Below are 18436 nucleotides of genomic sequence, written 5' to 3' on the forward strand. Positions count from 1 at the left end.
GGAGCCTAACGCCAGGAAGGGCCCGTCCTACGGGGCGGTGCAGGTGCCTGCCACGCAGTCCGGCGGGGTGTGGCTCCAGCCGCCGTGCGGATCGTACGTCCACCCGTCACCCCGGCGGTACACGCCTCCGCCCCATCCGGACACCGCCCCGCGCCACTTGGCCGCGGCCAGCACCGCGCCCTTGGCGAGCAGGGCGCCGGACGGGGTGCTCAGCCGGTGGGCCAGCCGCCGGTACTTGCGCAGCGCCCACAGGGTGACGACCCAGGCGCCGGCCCCCCGGTACACCTGCCCGCCGTCACCCACGACGGTGATCTCCTCCAGGGTGGCCCCGTGGTCGAGGCCGGGGAACCGGGCCCGCGCCGCCTGCGACGCCGCCGGGACCAGCTCCAGGGGCACCAGCTGCGGCTGGCGCACCAGCCAGTCCCGTACGAAGGCGCACAGGGAGCACTCGGCGTCGTACAGCACGGTGAGCCGGCGGACCGGGACGCGCGCGGCGCCCCGGTCCTCGCGTGCGGCCGGCACGCCGCTCACGCCCCGGCCGTCGGGGCCGTCGGGGCCACCCAGCCCTGCGGCGCGACCGGCGGCAGCTGCTCCCGCTCCATCACCCCGCGGCGCCGGATCCTGTTGAGCACGTACACGTTGCCCAGGTGCATCACGCCGAGCACCAGCAGCACCACGCCGAGCTTGGTCGACAGGGCCTCGAAGATGCCGCGGGTGTCGGCGATCGTCTCGTCGTCGCTCAGGTACAGCGCGACGAACCCGAGGTTGACGAGGTAGAAGCCGACCACCAGGAGGTGGTTGACGGCGTCGGCGAGCTTCTCGTTGCCGTGCAGCACGTCGGCGAGGAAGACCCGTCCGTTGCTGCTGAGCGTGCGAGCCACCCAGACGGTCAGCCCAATGCTGACGACGAGGTAGATGACATAGGCGATGACCGTGCGGTCCATGTCCCCCAGCCCTTATTGAACACGTTCAAAACGCTGACGGGAGAGACTCTAGACCCCTTTTTTGAACATGTTCAACTCAGTTGTGAGTGGGGCTCGTCACGGCCGTCGCCCCGGCCCCGGACGGTGGTTGTCAGTGGTGGCCCGTACTGTCCTCGTCATGGGAGTCGTGACGTTCGTCGACGAGACGACGACGGGGGAGCGGCGCGCGGCCTGGGGCCTGGAGATCGCCGAGGAGCGGCTGACGGTGCGCGAGCTGATCAGGCGCCGGGTGTTCCAGGAGGTCGCCGAGTACAACGCCCGTACGCCGGAGGTGTTCCAGGGGCTCGTACGGCCGACGGACGCGGAGCGCGTCGTCGACGGCTACCGAACTTCATTTGCAGTGCATCGGGCTTCAGTCCGGTGGTGAAGCGAATCTCATGACTGCGGCGCGGAGCGCCGCGGTGTCGTTCCGGCGAAGCCGGACGGTGCGGTCGCCTGGAGTGAGATGGGGAACGGATGTTCCCGGCGACGGGTGATGAGGCTCGTTCGTATGATCCTCGCATGCAGCTTCGGTACAGCTTCCACCTGTACCCGGACACCGGCCAGCAAACAGCGTTGGCGAAGGCGTTCGGGTGCGCCCGCGTCGTGTTCAACGACGCGGTTCGCGCCCGCGAGGACGCCCGCAAGGCCCGGCAGCCGTTCCCGACGGCCGGGGAGCTGTCTGTATGCCTGATCACCCGGGCGAAGCGGACGGTGGAGCGGTGCTGGCTGGGCGAGGTCTCCGCGGTGGTGCTCCAGCAGTCCCTGCGGGACGCCGAGAGCGCCTACCGCAACTTCTTCGCCTCCCTCAAGGACACCCGCAAGGGGCCGAAGCTGGGCCCGCCCCGTTTCAAGTCCCGCAAGGATGCCCGGCAGTCGATCCGTTTCACCGCCAACGCGTGCTGGAGCATCACCGGCAGTGGCCGGCTGAACCTGCCGAAGATCGGCGCGGTGAAGGTCCGGTGGTCCCGCACCCTGCCCGCCACTCCGTCCTCGGTCACCGTGATCAAGGACGCGGCCGGGCGGTACTTCGCCTCCTTCGTCGTCGACACCGACCCCGCCGCCGACGCTGCCCGGATGCCCGACACCGACCGCACCATCGGCATTAACCTCGGTCTGACCCACTTCGCGGTCCTGCGTGCACGACGCCGGATGGTCGGCGTTCATCAGCATGCTGGAGTACAAGGCGGAACGCTACGGACGGACCTTGGTGAAGATCGGCCGGTTCGAGCCGACCTCCCAGACCTGCTCCACCTGCGGCGCCGTGGACGGACCCAAACCCCTGAATGTGAGGGAGTGGACCTGTAGGGCCTGTGGCACCGTCCACGACCGGGACCACAACGCCGCGATCAACGTGAAGACGGCCGCCGGACTGGCGGCGTCGGCCTGCGGAGCGCCGGTAAGACCAGAACCCGTTCTGGCGCAGCGCGAAGAAACAGGAAGCCACGGATTCCCGACCGGACCCCGTGCCGCGTAGCGGCACGGCAACGATCGAGAAGGCCAGAATCCCGGGCTTCGGCCCGAGGAGCAAGTCAACTGCGCCTGCGCACCGACCAGGTCCGCTTCTACCCGATCGACGCGCCCGGGAACTCGGCGCACTGCTACGGCGGCGGGTACTCGATGTGGCCGCGCGACGGACAGGAGCCCGTCGACCCGATCCCGCTGGAGGACGTACCGCCCCTGGTCCTCTCCGAAGTGCTGCGGGACGTCGACCTGTTCGTCGGCGTGGCCAGCGTCGGCAACGACCCCACCTGGCAGGACGGCGGTCCCGGCGGCCGCTTCGGGGCGTACTGGACGTCGTACGGCTTCGGCGAGCTGAACCAGAGCGCCCAGACCCGGCGCGCCCTGCTGGAGCGGCTGGTCCCCAGGCTGGCGATAGCCGACCGGTGCACCGTCGAGGGCCGCTTCCTGCACGTGCGGGGCGAACGCCACACCTACAAGATCCACCTGGGCTCGGGCAACATCCTCATGACCCCGAACGACCAGTACCTGTGCATCGTCCAGAAGTCCGACCCGGCCGCCCCGCAGGCCGGTCACCTCCCCTTCGAGGGGGACCGGATGCTGGCGGTGATCCTCAGCAGGGCGATGCTGCTGGCCGACGACACGGCCATCACGGACCCGACGATCCTGAGCCAGCTCTAGCCCTGATCGGGGGTCCGCTTCGCACGGCCGGCCTCGAGGATCTCGGCCACGTCCAGGGTGACCTTGGCGCCGATGGAGTCGGGGAGGGTGACCTGCTGGCCTGGGGAGTGGAAGCGGTGGGTGGCGTACTCACTCTCGACCGGGTCGGTCAGGACGTGGATGCGCTGATGCTTGCGGTCGACGACGACGTAGACGGGGATCTTCGCCTCGGCGTAGGCGGCGACCTTGGTCTTGAGGTCGGTCTTCCAGTTGCTGGAAGTGACCTCCAGGACGAGGCGGAAGCAGACCGGGTCGTAGGAGTTGTTCTCGATGAGGTGGTCGTGGAAGTCCGCGTCCACCACCGCGAAGTCAGGGATTGCGTAGTCTTCGGTGTCGGTCGGCAGCCAGAGACCGATGCCCTGGACCACCTTGGAGTCCGCGCCGTGCAGGCCGGCGGTTGCGAACGGCAGAATGAGGTCGGTCAGGACTACGGCGTGCGGGCCGTCCGGTGGCGGGGTTACGAGGAGCTGGTCTCCGATGATCTCGACGCGGTAGCCCGGAAGGCGGTCCATGAGAAGGTTCGCCTCCGCGATCAGCGGACGCTCGTCGTGGAACCGCTCGTAGTGAGGCCGCTCGACGGATGCTGCGGACATCGCGTGCCTCCTAGGGGCTGGTGTCGAGACCATCATCGTAGGGCGGAGGACGCCCTCACGTCCGTCGCAGGCACGTTCACCCAAAGGTGTGGCATATGCCAGAGGGCCCCGTCTCCAGCGGAGACGGGGCCCTCACGGACGTACGGCGAGCTACCTCAGTAGCGACGCGTGATCAGCGCGCGCTTCACTTCCGCGATCGCCTTGGTGACCTCGATGCCGCGCGGGCAGGCGTCCGTGCAGTTGAAGGTCGTGCGGCAGCGCCAGACGCCGTCGCGGTCGTTGAGGATCTCCAGGCGCTGCTCACCGGCCTCGTCACGCGAGTCGAAGATGAAGCGGTGCGCGTTGACGATGGCCGCCGGGCCGAAGTACTGCCCGTCGTTCCAGAACACCGGGCACGAGGACGTGCACGCGGCGCACAGGATGCACTTGGTCGTGTCGTCGAAGCGCTCGCGGTCCTCGGCGGACTGCAGCCGCTCGCGCGTCGGCTCGTTGGTCTCCTTCGTGATCAGGAAGGGCATCACGTCCCGGTACGCCTGGAAGAACGGCTCCATGTCCACGACCAGGTCCTTGAGGACCGTCAGGCCCTTGATGGCCTCGACCGTGATCGGCTTCTCGGGGTTGATGTCCTTGATCAGCGTCTTGCACGCCAGGCGGTTCTTGCCGTTGATCCGCATGGCGTCGGAGCCGCAGATGCCGTGGGCGCAGGAACGGCGGAAGGTCAGCGTGCCGTCCAGGTCCCACTTGATCTTGTGCAGCGCGTCGAGGACACGCTCCTTGGGGTCGATCTCCAGCTGGAAGTCTTCCCAGACCGCCTCGGCCGCGACCTCCGGGTTGAACCGGCGGATCCGCATCGTGACGGTGATGTACGGGGAGTCGGCGAAACCGGGCCCGGGGGAACCGGCCGCGTCCGCCTTGTCCAGAACAGGGGTAGCCATCAGTACTTACGCTCCATCGGCTGGTAGCGGGTCTGGACGACCGGCTTGTAGTCCAGACGGACGGTCTCGGTGCCGTCGGCGCCGACCTCGCGGTACGCCATCGTGTGGCGCATGAAGTTGACGTCGTCGCGGTTCGGGTAGTCCTCGCGGTAGTGACCGCCGCGGGACTCCTTGCGGGCCAGCGCGGAGACGGCCATGACCTCGGCCAGGTCGAGCAGGTTGCCCAGCTCGACGGCTTCGAGGAGGTCGGTGTTGAACCGCTTGCCCTTGTCCTGGATGGCGACGTTCTTGTAGCGCTCGCGCAGCTCGGCGATCTTCTCGACCGCCGTCTTGATCGTCTGCTCGGTGCGGAACACCATGACGTTGGCGTCCATGGTCTCCTGCAGCTCACGGCGGATGGTGGCCACCCGCTCGTTGCCGGTGGAGGACCGCAGCCGCTCGATCTGCTCGACGACGAAGGACTCCGGGTTCTCCGGCAGCTCGACGAAGTCGGCCTTCTGCGAGTACTCCGCCGCCGCGATGCCGGCCCGCTTGCCGAACACGTTGATGTCCAGCAGCGAGTTGGTGCCCAGGCGGTTGGCGCCGTGCACGGAGACACAGGCGACCTCGCCGGCCGCGTACAGGCCCGGGACGACGGTGGTGTTGTCCGCGAGGACCTCACCCTCGACGTTGGTCGGGATGCCGCCCATCGCGTAGTGCGCGGTCGGCTGGATCGGGATCGGGTCCGTGTAGGGCTCGATGCCGAGGTAGGTCCGCGCGAACTCCGTGATGTCGGGCAGCTTGGCGTCCAGCTGCTCCGGCGGGAGGTGGGTGAGGTCGAGGTAGACGTGGTCGCCCTCGGGACCGCAGCCGCGGCCCTCGCGGATCTCCGTGTAGATGGAGCGCGAGACGACGTCACGCGAGGCGAGGTCCTTCATGACCGGCGCGTACTTCTCCATGAAGCGCTCGCCGTCCTTGTTGCGGAGGATGCCGCCCTCACCGCGGGCGCCCTCCGTCAGCAGGATGCCCATGCGCCAGATGCCGGTCGGGTGGAACTGGAAGAACTCCATGTCCTCCAGCGGCAGCCCGCGCCGGTACACGGCGGCCTGGCCGTCACCGGTCAGCGTGTGCGCGTTCGAGGTCACCTTGAAGAACTTGCCGGTGCCGCCGGACGCGTAGATCACGGCCTTCGCCTGGAAGACGTGGATCTCGCCGGTCGCCAGCTCGTACGCCACGACGCCGGCGGACTTCTTGACGCCGTCGACCTCGGTGATCAGCTGGTCCAGGACGTAGAACTCGTTGAAGAACTCCACGCCCTCCTTGACGCAGTTCTGGTACAGCGTCTGGAGGATCATGTGGCCGGTGCGGTCGGCCGCGTAGCAGGACCGGCGGACCGGGGCCTCGCCGTGGTTGCGGCTGTGACCGCCGAAGCGGCGCTGGTCGATGGTGCCGTTCGGGGTCCGGTTGAACGGCAGGCCCATCTTCTCCAGGTCGAGGACGGAGTCGATGGCCTCCTTCGCCAGGATCTCGGCGGCGTCCTGGTCGACCAGGTAGTCACCGCCCTTGACCGTGTCGAAGGTGTGCCACTCCCAGTTGTCCTCCTCCACGTTGGCCAGCGCGGCGGCCATGCCGCCCTGCGCGGCGCCCGTGTGGGAGCGGGTGGGGTAGAGCTTCGTCAGGACGGCGGTGCGGCTGCGCTTGGTCGACTCGATGGCCGCGCGCATGCCGGCGCCACCGGCGCCGACGATGACGGTGTCGTACTTGTGGATCTTCATGATTCTCGCAGCCCCGTGCCTAGCGGATGTTCGGGTCGAAGGTGAAGATCACCAGCGTGCCCAGCAGGATGGTGAACACCGTGGCGGTGTAGAGCAGGCCCTTGAGCCACAGCCGGGTGTTCGGCCGCTCCGCGTAGTCGTTGATGACCGTACGCAGGCCGTTGGCGCCGTGCAGCATCGCCAGCCACAGCATCAGCAGGTCCCAGACCTGCCAGAACGGCGAGGCCCAGCGGCCGGCCACGAAGGCGAAGCCGATCTTGGAGACGCCGCCGTCGAGCACCAGCTGGATCAGCAGGTGGCCGATGACGAGGACGACCAGGACGACGCCGGACAGGCGCATGAACAGCCAGGCGGCCATCTCGAAGTTGCCGCGCGTGCTCTTCGGGCTCTTCTTGGTCCGCTTGCGCGGGGGCTCGATGACCGGCGCCGGGTTGTCGACGGAGTAGATCGAGCCGCCTTCGACGGGGCCGATGCCCGAGGCGGTGGTGTCAGTCGTGGACATGGGTGTCAGCTCCCGAACAGTTCACGAGCGGCGTGGCCGAGCACGGGGTAGATCGCCCCGATCATCAGCACGAGCCACAGGGCGACGACGGTCCAGAGCATCTGCTTCTGGTAGCGGGCGCCCTTGACCCAGAAGTCGACGGCGATGACACGCAGGCCGTTGAGCGCGTGGAACAGGATGGCGGCGACGAGGCCGTACTCCAGCAGCGCGACGATCGGCGTCTTGTACGTGGCCACGACGGTGTCGTAGGCCTCGGGGGACACCCGCACGAGAGCGGTGTCCAGCACGTGAACGAACAGGAAGAAGAAAATGAGGACGCCGGTGACTCGGTGAGCCACCCAGGACCACATTCCTTCCCGGCCGCGGTACAGCGTTCCAGCCGGCACGGAAGTTTCCTCCGGGAGCGGGGTTCGGGGCCGCGCCGGCTTTCCTTGTCGGTCGGGCCCGGCCGGGTACGGTCCACCGGCCCCCAGCATCGTAGCGAGCCGTCGGCGCCGGGCATCGGCGGGGTCGGGGGGTGTGATCAAAGTTGCACCCGAAGGGGTGCGTGTCGGTTCTTGGCGGCTACCCGGGCGGGGCTTTGTCGCGTTTGCCGGGCATGGGCCCGTCGGTGGCCGGTCGCGCCCCCGTGGCGGATCCGTACATGTCGCGACCCCGCGTCCCCAGCAGGGCGAGCAGCCGCTCCCTGGCCAGGCGCCGGAGTTCTTCCGCCGCCACCGCTCGTTCGTCGTCCGGATCGTTCGCCAATCGTGACCGGATGCTCTCCAGGACCCGGTCCAGGGCCTCCTCCTCGGGGACGCCGTCCAGGCAGATGACGAACACGTGGCCGAACTTGGTCTCGTACGCCGTGTGGGCCGCGTTCAGGGCCGTGTGGGCGGCGGAGTAGGTGCCGTCGGGGAGGGCGGGGCGGGATTCCGCGGCCAGGGCCTCCGTCAGTTCCTCGGGGGAGAGGTCGTACGCCGCCTCGTCGGAGGCGGCCAGGAGGGACGGCAGGTCGGGGTAGGGGCGGTGGCCGGAGAGGCGCAGGGCCCAGCGCAGGCTGCGCAGGCAGGCCAGGAGGGCGCGCTCGGCGTCCTCGGCGGGAGCGGTGTTGAACCGCTCGAGCGCGGGCGGGGCGCCGGGTGTGCCGCGGGACTGCCCGGGTATGGCGACTCGGCCGGGGAGGTCTGGGAGACGGTGCGCAGGCAGCGTGGGTCCTCGTGGGCGTCGCGTGTGTATCGATGGAAGATGCTGTGAGAGTTGTGACGACACGTTATCGAGTGAGGCCGAGACGTGTCCGATCGGTACCCCGAATTCACCCGGACGGCAGAGTTTGAAGGCGGCTCATCCGCGCCCTTCACTCGTTCGGGTCGTACGTTGGCTGGGTGAGTCAGCACAGGCGGCACAGGCGGCAGGGGCACCGCGCGGTGGCGGGGGCGGTGCGGCGGCGAGGGGTGCCGGTCGTGGCCGTCGCCGCGGGCGCGCTGGTGGCCGCGTCCGGCGTGGGCCTCGGCCTCTGGGCGGCCTCGGACGGCGACGGCGCGTCCGCGGGCCGGGCGGCGGCCTCCCCCGCGGAGAGCCCGAGTCCGAGCCCCAGCCGCACCTACCCGCTGTCGAAGGCGCCGCGCACCATACCCGCCGTACGCGACCACACCGCGGAGCGCGGCCCGGGCTGGCGTCCCGCGAAGGACCACCGGGTGGTCGTGGACGATCCCGCGCTGGCCGACGAGGGGCGCCTGATAGCCGGTGAGCTGGGGCTGGCGTACGCGGGGGAGAAGGGCGACCGGCGGGCCGGGGACCTGCGGCTGGAGCTGAACCGGGACGCGGGCGCGAACCCCGAGTCGTACACGATGACCGTGCGGGACGGGCGGGTGACCGTCAGCGCTCCCGGCGAGGCGGGCGCGTTCTACGGCACCCGCACCCTCAAGCAGGAGATCAAGGGGGCCGGCGCCGCACCCGAGGGCGTGGTGCGCGACGAGCCCGCCAAGCCGCGGCGCGGGCTGATGCTGGACATCGCGCGCAAGCACTACAGCGCCGGCTGGATCGAGGACCGGATCCGCGAGCTGGGCGATCTGAAGTTCAACGAGATCGGCCTGCACTTCTCCGACGACCAGGGCTTCCGCGTCGAGTCCGACTCGCACCCGGAGATCGTGTCCGCGGACCACCTGACCAAGGCGCAGGTGAAGAGGATCGTCGACCTCGCGGAGAGCCGGCACATCACCGTCGTCCCCGAGATCGACTCGCCCGGACACCTCGGCGCGGTCATCGCCGCCCACCCGGACCTCCAGCTGCGCGACGTGAGCGGGGGCGCCGTGCGCGGCGCGATCGACATCTCGAAGCCGGAGTCCGCCGAGATCCTCGACGACCTGCTGGACGAGTACGCCGGACTCTTCCCCGGCGGGCAGTGGCACCTGGGCGGCGACGAGTACCAGGCGCTGGTGGTCCCCGACCCCGAGGCGTCGTTCCCGGGCCTGGCCGCCGCCGCGCGGGAGAAGTACGGCTCCGGCGCGACCGTGGAGGACCTGACCACCGGCTGGCTCAACGACCGGGCGGCCACGGTCCGCGCCCACGGCCGCACGCCCCGCGCCTGGAACGACGGCTTCTTCCGGGGCGGGTCGGTGCGGGCCGCGGAGGACATCCGGGTCGCCTACTGGACCGGCAAGGAGATCGGCGCCCGGCAGCCCGCGGAGTACCTGGGCGAGGGCCGTGAGGTCGTCAACTACAACGACGAGTTCCTCTACTACGTCCTCGGGGAGCCCCTGACCTTCGTCTATCCGACGGGCGAGCGGATCTACGAGCAGTGGACGCCGCTGGTGCTGCGCGGCACCACCGCCGTCCCGGAGCGGTACGACGACCGGATCCTCGGCGGGTCCTTCGCGATCTGGGGCGACATCCCCCGGGCCCAGACCCAGGAGCAGGTCGCGGACGGGATCAGGATGCCGCTGCGGGCGACCGTCCAGAAACTCTGGGACCCGGACGAACCGGAGCTGTCCTGGGCGCAGTTCCGGGACCTGGCGGACAGGCTGGACTGACCGGCCCCCGGGCCGGCCCGTGCCGCGGGCCGGATTGCCGCATACGGCTGCGGACTCCCGTACGGCTGTGGTGGTGTTCTGGACAGGACGGAGAACCGACACACCGGGGGAACGGCGGCACATGGGCTACTGGGGGTATTACGTCGTGGGCCGCGGGGAGCGGCCGCTCGTCGAACTGGACACGCTGGCCGGTGCGGCCGGGGACATGACCCTGCACACCTCGGCGCCCGGCGGCTGGCAGGTGTGGGAGTACCCGGGCGGCCGGGGCGACATCGGGAACATGAACGACCTGGCCCGGGAGACCGGTGCGCCCGCGCTGTTCGGATACGTCATGAACAGCGACTGCGTGGTGGTGGAGGCGGCGTCACCGGAGAGCGGGGCGTGGACGACCTGCCTGGCGCGGGCCCGCATGGCCGGCTACCTCGAGGGGCAGCGGGAGGGGCTCACGCTGGAGGACTACTTCCTGGATCCCTCCGACGCCGCCGAGCGGGCCGTCTTCTGGGCCGAGGAGGCGGGGCACACCGCGTCCGTCGAGGACCTGGCCGAGGTGCTGACCGCCGACCCCGGCCCTCCCCCACTCTCGACTTCGCTCGAGCGGGGGCACCCCCAGGCCGAAAACCTCCTCTTCCGCCTCCTCGACCGGCTCGGCGTGGTGCCCCTGTGACACTCCCGGCCCGTCGCACGCAGTAAGGGGAGGTGCGGGCTCCGTGAGGGATGGGGCACGTGAGGGCCTCGTCCGGGGCCCGCGAACCCCCCTTGAGGAGGCGTGGATGAGCCTGGTGGAACTGATCGCGCGGGCCGACGAGCGCGGGCTGGCCGTGAGCGGGCTGGCTTGTTTGGATCGGTGCGTGCCGCTGCTGGGCGGCGACGACGAGGTGCTGCGGCCGCTGTGGGCGAGCCTTTCCCAGGCGGCGCCCGCCGGTGACTGGGCACAGCGGCTGGAGCAGGTCCGGGGCACGCTCGACGCGGCGGACGGGGGCGCGGACGAGAACGTGACGCTCGCGCACCGGATGCTCGCCGACGCCCCCGCCGAGTGGTCCGCCGCCGGGCTGCGGGAGTGGGCCGACGGCTGCTCCGTCGCCGCGCTGCGGATCCACCGGCTGCTGGACGGCGCCGCCGACGACTCCGGCCTCGCCGACGCCCGCCGTGACGGACGCTCCGACGGTCTGTCACCGCTGCTCGCCGCCGAGCTGCGCCGCCAGCTCACGGTCCTGGAACTCCTCGCCGCCCACGGCCCGGCGGGCCTGCGCGGAGCCCTCGAGGTCTCGACGGAGGGGCGCCGGGTCCTGCGCGCCGCGGTGTCCCGCCGCAGCCGCCGGGACGCCTAGCTCCGCGATCCCGGCACGATCCGAACGGCAGTGACGAAACGCTTCGCCGGATCGCTTACCAGGATGTGACGACTGCGACGACTGTGACCACACAGCAGGAGACCAGGCCCTCGGCCGCGACCAAGCCGGTCCGCTGGGCGGCGGACGCGGTGGCGGCGATGCGCGAAGGGGCACGGCTGCGCCTCGACTACTCGGCGCGCAGTCTGTGGAGCGTCGACCGGATGATCGAGGACATACGCCAGGAGGCGGCCCCGTTCGCCGCCGTGGAACTGGTGCTGCGCGGATTCGGCGCCTACGCAGGCGAGGTGATCGCCCGCCAGACCGGCGGCGAGTGGTGGTCCTCCGGCGGCGACCACTGGGTCCGCACCCCCGACGGTCGCCTCTGGGACCCCATCGACGAGGCCCGCCGCTGCTACACGGGCGGCGGCTCCCTCCGCCTGCTGTGCCGCGACGCGACGGACGGCGCACGGGCCTGACGCCTGCGACGGCCGGGGCCCGTACGGCGCGCGGGTCTGACATGCACGACGGCCGGGGCCCCGCACGGCGCGCGGGCCTGACACGTGCGACGGCCGGGGCCCCGCATGGCGCGCGGGACCCCGGCCGTCGGCGTGCCGGGTGCGGGTTACGGCGTCAGGGTCCGGCCCAGCCGGACGTCCGCCGCCAGGCCGAGGGTGCCCTTGCCGAAGGCGTACGAGTCGCCGTAGCCGAGGCCCGAGCCGTTGCTCGGCAGGTACAGGAGCACGCCGTCCGAGGTGTCCTCGCCCTCGGCCCCGACCGTCAGGTCCGCGCGGCCGTAGCCGGACAGGTCCGTCAGGGACACCGCGGAACCGAACCGGTCACCGGACTCCGTGGAGCCGGCGATGCCGGAGGTGTCCTGGGAGACGCCCACCGCGCCGGAGCCGGTGAGGCCGGAGGAGCCGCCGCGGAACAGGAGCACCTGGCCCGCGTCCTTGCGGCTGCTGCCGCTGCGGGTGAGGTCCTCGCCCGGGGCGCCGGCCAGGACGTCCGCGTAGCCGTCGCGGTTGTGGTCGCCGGCCGACACCGAGGTGCCCAGCGCGTCACCGGACTCGTTGGAGCCGGGGACGCCGGAGGTGTTCTGGTGGAGGGTCCGCATGCCGGTGGTGGTGAACCCGGTCGACGTGCCCAGGACCATGGCGATGCGCCCGCCCGGCGTCGAACCGCCGGACTCGGCGGCCACCGGCTGGCCGATGACGATGTCGTCGTAGCCGTTGCCGTCGAAGTCGCCCGCGGCGATGGAGCGCCCGCCCTTGACGGAGAGGACGCCCGCCTTGGTCAGGCCGGACGCGGAACCCGCGAAGCGGACGACGCGGCTGACGCCGCCGGTGTCGCGGTAGTTGAGGGCGATGTCCGCGTAGCCGTCCCGGTTGAAGTCGCCGCTCGCGGCGTCCAGGTGGGAGACGGCGCCGGTGGAACCGGTGAGGGTGCCGTACTCGGTGGCGCCGCCGGTGTGCCGGGCGTTCCAGTTGCCGCCCCGGCCGGTGCCGGCCGCGAACACGTCCGCCTTGCCGTCACCGTCGAAGTCGCCGACGGCGACCGTGGTGCCGAGCTTCGCGCCGGTCTGTGTGACGCCCGAGGTGGAGTACGAGAAGCCGGTGTTCAGGTCCGGGCCGTGCATCACCACGACGCCACCGCGGTCGGTGTCGCCGTCGGTGTCGTCCTCGCCGGGCACGCCGACCGCGAGGTCCGCGTGGCCGTCGCCGTCGACGTCGCCCCAGGCGGTGGAGGTGCCGAAGCCGTCACCGGACTCGTTGGAGCCGGGGACGCCGGCGCTGCTCTGGGTGAGCGTCCTCTTCGCTCCGGTGACCGGGCCGTTCAGTCCGCCGGGGATCACGGTCACGCTGCCGCCGCCGGAGGCCGTCGGGGTGCCGGCGACCAGGTCGGCGAGGCCGTCCCGGTTGTGGTCCGAGGTGGCCAGGGCGTGCGAGACGCCCGGGGTCTTGGCGAGCGCGGCGATGAGGGACAGCTTCGGGTACAGGTTCGCGCCGGGGCAGGCCGTGTAGTTGGTGTCCCGGTGGCCGAGGACCCGCGGCAGGGTGACCGACTCACCCTTGTCGATCTTGTTGCCGCTGACGCCGGCCTCCGTGCCGGAGGTCAGCGTGACCTTGCCGGCCGGGTCGATGCCGTACATGCCGAACTTCCAGGCGACGACCCGCGCGATCGAGTCCAGCGCGGCCCGGCTCGGGTGGGCGCTCTCGAAGTTGCCCAGGTACGAGATGCCGAGCGTGTCGGTGTTGAAGCCGACGTCGTGCGCGCCGACCACCGGCAGGTCCATGCCGCCGCTGCGGCCCTCGAAGATCTGCCCGCAGCGGTCGACGACGAAGTTGTATCCGATGTCGTAGTAGCCGCGCGCGAAGTGCTCCTGCTGGATGGAGCGCATCCGGGCCCGCGAGTCGGCGCAGGAGACGCCGTTGTCGCTGTCGACGCCGGTGTGGTGGACGACGGCGGCCTTGATCCCGGTGCCGTAGCTCGGCGTTCCGTCGTAGTCCGTGGACGCGCCCCACTCGGCCTGCGTGATGACGGGCGGCTTCACGACCGTCGACGGGCGGGGCTCGGGGACGGTGGGCGTCGGCTCGGGGGACGCGGTGTCCGTGGCCGTCTCCGACGGGGTGCCGGTCGGCTCCGCGGACGCCGTGTCCGTGGGCGTGGCCGTGTCCGTGGCGGGCGGCTCCGCGGGCGTTCCGGTGGTCTGGGTCTCCGTCGGCCCGGCGGTCTGCGTCTCCGTCGGCTCCGTGGTCACCGGTGCCGTGGTCTCCGCCAGGAACGCGGCCGGTTCCATGGCCGCGACCGTCGGCGCGCCCTCGGGGTCCGTGCCCGGGTCGAGGAGCTTGACGTCCATGCCGGCCGGCTGGCCGCCCGCCTGGGTGCCGTCGGCGTTCACCACGCGGACCTCGACGCCGTCGGAGTCGTCGGTCCACACCGACGCCGTACCGCCGCGGGTCGCCGCCCGCTCGCCCTCCGCGCCGTCGGCCTGGTTCGGCTCGTCCTCCAGCTTCCGCCAGCCGGACCACTCGCCGGTCTCCACGTCCCGGGTGCGCACCTCGGGCGTGCCCTTGGCGTCCGCCTCCGGGTTGTCCCAGGTCACCAGCACCGCGCTGAAGCGCTCCGTGGCCTGTCGGTCGAGCCCCCGGCGGCCCGCGCCCCGGTTCTCCAGCTCCAGCGTGTGGACGCTCGGCTCGCGGGCCTCCTCCCGCGGGTCGGCCGGTGCGGACGACTGACCGGCCACCGCGTACGTGACGGCGCCCGCGCCGCTGAGCACGACGGCCCCGACGGTCAGCCAGGCCCGCCGTTTCAGGCTGAGCGGCCTGTACGCATGGGTCCTGCGAGGACTCAATTACCCCACCCCTAGAAAAAGCACATGGACACCACCTGTCCCACAGGTGGCACTCCTCCAGCGCCGAGCGTGGGCCAAACGTCACACGGGGAGTAACCGGTGCCGTGCGTGACCCGATGGACCCCCACAGACGTACGAGAGGCTGAAAGGCCGTACGAATCCCGTGAGTTGACTGTGCGGTGACCGCTCCCGCCCGCGGCCCGTGGCGTTCGCCGCCCGACGGCCGCCCGGCTCCCGTGGATCGCGGGGGGACCGGCCCGCTCGCGCGTGCCGCGTGAGGCGTGTGACGAGCTGTGACACTTTCGTGGCGCCGGACGCTGATGACCGTGGGGGTGTGGGCACCGTCAGACGTGCTCACGCCAAGCGACAGCGGTGCGCTACGCGCCCGGTACGGACGAGGACGGTTCTTGGGCCACGGAGGGGAACCCCGCCGCGCACAGGCGTACGACGGGGAACTGGGCGCGGCCGTCGCGCGGGCCCAGGAGGGGGAAGAGGCCGCCTTCGCCGTGGCCTACCGGCTCGTACAGCCCGGCCTGCTCGCCTATGTGCGCGGGCTCGTCGGGGACGACGCCGAGGACGTGATGTCGGACGCCTGGCTGGAGATAGCCCGCGACCTGGGGAGGTTCAAGGGCGACGGGGCCGGGTTCCGGGGCTGGACGGCGACCATCGCCCGGCACCGGGCGCTGGACCATCTGCGCCGGCAGCGGGTACGGCCCCGGCCGTCGACGCTGGAACAGGACGTCCTGGACCTGCCCGGGCCGCAGAGCACCCACGACCAGGCCATGGAGGCCATGTCCACCGAGTACGCCCTCGAACTGGTCGGCGGGCTGCCGCGCGACCAGGCCGAGGCCGTGCTGCTGCGGGTGGTCGTCGGCCTCGACGGCCCGGCCGCCGCCCGCGTCCTCGGCAAGCGGCCGGGCGCGGTGCGGACGGCCGCGTACCGGGGTCTGAAGCGGCTGGCGAAGCAGCTCGGCGTCGAGAGTGTGACGGATGAGGCGTCGCGGACGCTGGGTGAGTCGACATGAACGTCGGCCGGGACGGCGGACACGGCGGTCGGCGCGGCGACGCGCGACCCGGGCCGTCCGCACCCGGCGGTCCACGACGGCCCCCCAGGGCCGCCGGCTGAACGGGCCGGACATGCGGAACGTATCCGTCGGTCCGGGAGGTACCGCCCACACATCCGGCCCGCACGGGCGCGGTGGGCCGGACGGGCCGCGTCGGCAGCGTGTATCAGGTGGAACGAGCAGGAACGGGATCGGACATGGGTGAACGGCAGAACGACGACGGGCCGGCCGGCCGTCGGCGTGTGCACCCTGAGGGCGCGCCGTCCGGGCACATCGGTCCGGATCCCGTCACCGGTGGGCGCCGGGTCGTCGACGCCGCCGACCTGGAGGCGCTGCTCGCCGCCGCGCTGATCCGGCGCGACGTGGACGCCGGGGCCGAGCAGCGGGCCGTCGCCGCGTTCCTGGCCGCCCGGGACTCGGGGGCGCACGGCGCGCGCACCCGGAACCGGGACGACTGGCGGCCCCGGCGGAGCCGGTTCGGCCGCCACTCGCTGAAGGCCACGCTCTCCGTGGTGGTCGCCGGTCTCACCCTGAGCGGGGTCGCGGTCGCCGGCATCGGCGCGACGGGCTCGTCCACGGACGGCCCGGCGGAGGACGGCAGGCGCACCCACGCCCCCTCGCCCGGCACCACCGGCCCGTCCACCGGAGGCTCTCCGGGCCCGGGCGCCGGCACCGGCCGGCCGGACCTCCCGGAGGCCGCCCGGGAGACCGAGGCCCGCTGCCGCGCCTACGAAGAGGTCCGGGAGCGCGGCAAGGCGCTGGACTCGACGGCCTGGGAGCGGCTGACGGAGGCGGCGGGCGGTGCGGCGAACGTCGACGCCTACTGCGCCGAGCGGCTGGGAGGGGCGACGGGGACCGAGGAGCGGCCCGTCGGCACCCGGGCGCCGGAGAAGAAGGACGACGGTTCGGCCGGCCGGTCCGGGAACGGCCCCTCCGGCGTCCCGGGGGGCGACGTCCCGGGCGACAACGCCCCGCGCGACGCGGGCAACGGCCCGGGCGCCGCGGGCAGCCTTCCGGACGCCGTGGGCAACGGCCCGGACGCCGCGGGCGACGTCCCGGACGGCAGCACGGGGAAGCCCGTGAACCCGGGCGGCGACCGCCCGTAGCGCACCCGGGCGACCCGCCGTCGCGGTGCACGGCCGCGCCGGACGCGCGTGGGCGGCGGATCGTGTGATCCGCCGCCCACGTCACCACTCCGTCAAAGGTCCGTGTCCTACGGGGCCCCTGTGGTCGGATGTCGGTTTTGAGACCAAGGTTATCGGTTTCAGGCCGAAAGGCATTCGACGGTTTACGGATGTAGCCACCACTGATCGAGGATGAGTTCGGAAGTAGAACATCCGATTCATTGCGTGGTGGTACTGAGTACTCCGCTCACGTTCAGGACCTCGTGGCACTCCGACGCCTGACGACCCGTGGCCGGTGTACCGGGCTTCGCGCAGGTCACATTGATGGTCACCGTGTCGTTCTCGGGGATCTTGATGGGGGTGACCCAGTGGTAGTCCTGGTTGCGGAACGTCTCCAGCGCGATCGTGGTGATCTTGCGGTCGCCGAAGCTGATGGTCAGCACGCCCTCGTCGCCCTGGAAGTTGGCGACGACGATGTCGGTGACCCCGAAGACGCTGTTCTCGGGCACCTTGTAGGTACCGGTCCTGGTCGCCCCGGCGCCCGTCTTCAGGTCGATGGTCGCCGAGCTCTGCTGGCCGCCGGCCGTGGTGCCGCCCCCGGCCGGGGAGCCGCTTCCGTCGCCGCCCGACCCGGCGGCACCCGCCTCCGCCCCCGACTCCTGGCCGCCGCCTCCGGGCCGGCTGTCCGCGCCGGTGCCGGGAGACTCCCCGGCGGCCCCCTGCTCCCCGGCCGGTGTCGGCCGCGGCTGGACCGCCTCGGTGGCCGCCTCCTCGGCGGCGCTGCGCACCGCGGGACGGACCAGCGTGAACCAGGCGAGCAACAGCGCGAGCAGCGCGGCGAGCAGCACCAGCAGCCACTTGGGGAAGATCGGGATCTGGACGAACTCCGCGTCCAGCGGCGGCCGTACGACGGGATCGTCCCAGCGGTCCTCCGCCGGCTCCTCCTGGTCGCCGGCCTCCGTGGTGTCCACGGTGAACGGCCACACCACGGGGTCGCCGAACCACACCGGCTTGGCGGTACGGACCCGCAGCCCGACCTCCGCCGACTCGCCGGGCTCCAGCTTCGGCTGCGCCGGGGCGAAGGCGAACCCCAGCTCCTCGCCCGCCTGTCCGGGAGTGAAGCGCACCTGCACGGCGGTGTTGCCCTGGTTGCGCACGGCCAGCCGGTAGCGGCCCCGCAGCCAGCCGCGCCGGCGGCGCGGGGACAGCTCGGTCTTGAGCTCGTGGAACTCCCCGATGTGCACGGTGGTCTCGAGGACCCGCACCGCGTCGGGGTGCTCGTTGGGCAGCACCCGCACGCCGAGGGGCATCTCACCGGCCCGGATCTCCGGGGAACGCGGTGGCTCCAGACGGAGCGTCACCGTCTCGGAGGTGCCGGGGTACAGGGAGACGCGCGCCGGTTCCACCGTGGTCCAGGCGGCGCAGTCCCCGACGACCCTCAGGTCGTACGCCTCGACGATGTCGCTGTCGTTGCGCACCGTCAGGGTGGTGGTGGCGATGTCGCCCGGAGTCACCGTCACGGCCGGGATGTCGAGGCCGGGCGCACCGGGACCGGAAGAGGCTGTGGAAGGCGTCACGCCCTCACCGTAGGAGCGCGCCCGGAAGCGCGGCCAGGAACGCGAGGGCAACG

The 18436-nt window shown here is 71.8% G+C and carries 17 protein-coding genes and 2 pseudogenes; 9 read left to right on the forward strand and 10 right to left on the reverse strand.

Translation table 11 applies throughout. The features are described from left to right. Positions 1–27: 27 nt before the first annotated feature. Together AB0A94_RS02025 and AB0A94_RS02030 are read right to left on the reverse strand one after the other, a co-directional pair. The gene (locus AB0A94_RS02025) at positions 28–522 is read right to left on the reverse strand and encodes a DCC1-like thiol-disulfide oxidoreductase family protein (protein WP_361737555.1); all 495 of its coding nucleotides are present in this window, start codon (positions 520–522) and stop codon (positions 28–30) included. A gap of 5 nt (positions 523–527) precedes the next feature. Continuing rightward, positions 528–944, reverse strand: a complete 417-nt coding sequence (locus AB0A94_RS02030) for a hypothetical protein (RefSeq protein ID WP_361737326.1) — start codon at positions 942–944, stop codon at positions 528–530. Between the two features lie 157 nt (positions 945–1101). Here AB0A94_RS02030 and AB0A94_RS02035 point away from each other — a divergent pair, with 157 nt between their 5' ends. The 3 genes and pseudogenes from AB0A94_RS02035 to AB0A94_RS02045 all read left to right on the forward strand — a co-directional run. Beyond that, entirely contained in the window at positions 1102–1350 is a 249-nt protein-coding gene (locus tag AB0A94_RS02035; protein ID WP_361737329.1) for a hypothetical protein, read from the forward strand. Between the two features lie 134 nt (positions 1351–1484). Next, positions 1485–2439: pseudogene (locus AB0A94_RS02040) on the forward strand (RNA-guided endonuclease TnpB family protein). Between the two features lie 53 nt (positions 2440–2492). Next, positions 2493–3104: pseudogene (locus tag AB0A94_RS02045) on the forward strand (hypothetical protein); the annotation flags it as partial. Here AB0A94_RS02045 and AB0A94_RS02050 read toward each other — a convergent pair. The 6 genes from AB0A94_RS02050 to AB0A94_RS02075 form a co-directional block, all read right to left on the reverse strand. Next, on the reverse strand, positions 3101–3736 hold the full coding sequence (locus tag AB0A94_RS02050) for a Uma2 family endonuclease (RefSeq protein ID WP_361737332.1): 636 nt from the start codon (positions 3734–3736) through the stop codon (positions 3101–3103). The pseudogene AB0A94_RS02045 and the gene AB0A94_RS02050 sit on opposite strands and share 4 nt — an antisense overlap. 155 nt (positions 3737–3891) lie before the next feature. Continuing rightward, positions 3892–4671 carry a succinate dehydrogenase iron-sulfur subunit gene (locus tag AB0A94_RS02055; protein ID WP_361737335.1) on the reverse strand — a complete coding sequence of 260 codons (780 nt, stop codon included), beginning with the start codon at positions 4669–4671 and terminating at the stop codon, positions 3892–3894. After that, complete coding sequence (sdhA, locus tag AB0A94_RS02060) at positions 4671–6425, reverse strand: succinate dehydrogenase flavoprotein subunit (protein ID WP_361737338.1); 1755 nt, start codon at positions 6423–6425, stop codon at positions 4671–4673. Before sdhA ends, AB0A94_RS02055 begins: the two co-directional genes overlap by 1 nt. A gap of 19 nt (positions 6426–6444) precedes the next feature. Then, a complete protein-coding gene (locus AB0A94_RS02065) occupies positions 6445–6927 on the reverse strand; it encodes a succinate dehydrogenase hydrophobic membrane anchor subunit (protein ID WP_361737341.1) in 483 nt (160 codons plus the stop codon). Between the two features lie 5 nt (positions 6928–6932). Then, positions 6933–7313, reverse strand: coding sequence for a succinate dehydrogenase, cytochrome b556 subunit (gene sdhC, locus AB0A94_RS02070; protein ID WP_078903214.1), 381 nt, complete (start codon positions 7311–7313; stop codon positions 6933–6935). Between the two features lie 178 nt (positions 7314–7491). Then, positions 7492–8073, reverse strand: a complete 582-nt coding sequence (locus AB0A94_RS02075; protein WP_361737558.1) for a 2-oxo-4-hydroxy-4-carboxy-5-ureidoimidazoline decarboxylase — start codon at positions 8071–8073, stop codon at positions 7492–7494. Between the two features lie 287 nt (positions 8074–8360). Here AB0A94_RS02075 and AB0A94_RS02080 point away from each other — a divergent pair, with 287 nt between their 5' ends. From AB0A94_RS02080 to AB0A94_RS02095, 4 genes are all read left to right on the forward strand, one after another. After that, positions 8361–9938, forward strand: coding sequence for a glycoside hydrolase family 20 protein (locus tag AB0A94_RS02080; RefSeq protein ID WP_361737561.1), 1578 nt, complete (start codon positions 8361–8363; stop codon positions 9936–9938). Positions 9939–10059: 121 nt separating this feature from the next. Beyond that, the gene (locus tag AB0A94_RS02085) at positions 10060–10602 is read left to right on the forward strand and encodes a hypothetical protein (protein ID WP_361737344.1); all 543 of its coding nucleotides are present in this window, start codon (positions 10060–10062) and stop codon (positions 10600–10602) included. Between the two features lie 106 nt (positions 10603–10708). Beyond that, positions 10709–11266 carry a hypothetical protein gene (locus AB0A94_RS02090; protein ID WP_361737347.1) on the forward strand — a complete coding sequence of 186 codons (558 nt, stop codon included), beginning with the start codon at positions 10709–10711 and terminating at the stop codon, positions 11264–11266. Positions 11267–11349: 83 nt separating this feature from the next. After that, complete coding sequence (locus AB0A94_RS02095) at positions 11350–11742, forward strand: hypothetical protein (protein ID WP_361737350.1); 393 nt, start codon at positions 11350–11352, stop codon at positions 11740–11742. 146 nt (positions 11743–11888) lie between these two features. Here AB0A94_RS02095 and AB0A94_RS02100 read toward each other — a convergent pair whose 3' ends face one another. After that, entirely contained in the window at positions 11889–14618 is a 2730-nt protein-coding gene (locus tag AB0A94_RS02100; RefSeq protein WP_361737353.1) for an FG-GAP-like repeat-containing protein, read from the reverse strand. Positions 14619–15025: 407 nt separating this feature from the next. Between AB0A94_RS02100 and AB0A94_RS02105 the strand changes: the two genes are divergently transcribed. Both AB0A94_RS02105 and AB0A94_RS02110 read left to right on the forward strand, forming a co-directional pair. Further along, a complete protein-coding gene (locus AB0A94_RS02105; RefSeq protein ID WP_361737356.1) occupies positions 15026–15643 on the forward strand; it encodes an RNA polymerase sigma factor in 618 nt (205 codons plus the stop codon). A 236-nt stretch (positions 15644–15879) separates the two neighbouring features. Beyond that, entirely contained in the window at positions 15880–16788 is a 909-nt protein-coding gene (locus AB0A94_RS02110; protein WP_361737358.1) for a hypothetical protein, read from the forward strand. A gap of 236 nt (positions 16789–17024) precedes the next feature. On the opposite strand, the gene AB0A94_RS02115 is transcribed toward AB0A94_RS02110, so the two are convergent. Continuing rightward, complete coding sequence (locus AB0A94_RS02115; protein ID WP_361737361.1) at positions 17025–18383, reverse strand: hydrolytic protein; 1359 nt, start codon at positions 18381–18383, stop codon at positions 17025–17027. Between the last annotated feature and the right edge of the window lie 53 nt (positions 18384–18436).

The organism is Streptomyces sp. NPDC044984 (assembly GCF_040646935.1).
GTDB lineage: Bacteria > Actinomycetota > Actinomycetes > Streptomycetales > Streptomycetaceae > Streptomyces.

Bases quoted from the DNA above. Each gene is read 5' to 3' on its own strand.
- AB0A94_RS02030 (WP_361737326.1), bottom strand. From the start codon at position 944: ATGGACCGCACGGTCATCGCCTATGTCATCTACCTCGTCGTCAGCATT.
- AB0A94_RS02035 (WP_361737329.1), top strand. From the start codon at position 1,102: ATGGGAGTCGTGACGTTCGTCGACGAGACGACGACGGGGGAGCGGCGC.
- AB0A94_RS02050 (WP_361737332.1), bottom strand. From the start codon at position 3,736: ATGTCCGCAGCATCCGTCGAGCGGCCTCACTACGAGCGGTTCCACGAC.
- AB0A94_RS02055 (WP_361737335.1), bottom strand. From the start codon at position 4,671: ATGGCTACCCCTGTTCTGGACAAGGCGGACGCGGCCGGTTCCCCCGGG.
- sdhA (WP_361737338.1), bottom strand. From the start codon at position 6,425: ATGAAGATCCACAAGTACGACACCGTCATCGTCGGCGCCGGTGGCGCC.
- AB0A94_RS02065 (WP_361737341.1), bottom strand. From the start codon at position 6,927: ATGTCCACGACTGACACCACCGCCTCGGGCATCGGCCCCGTCGAAGGC.
- AB0A94_RS02085 (WP_361737344.1), top strand. From the start codon at position 10,060: ATGGGCTACTGGGGGTATTACGTCGTGGGCCGCGGGGAGCGGCCGCTC.
- AB0A94_RS02090 (WP_361737347.1), top strand. From the start codon at position 10,709: ATGAGCCTGGTGGAACTGATCGCGCGGGCCGACGAGCGCGGGCTGGCC.
- AB0A94_RS02110 (WP_361737358.1), top strand. From the start codon at position 15,880: ATGGGTGAACGGCAGAACGACGACGGGCCGGCCGGCCGTCGGCGTGTG.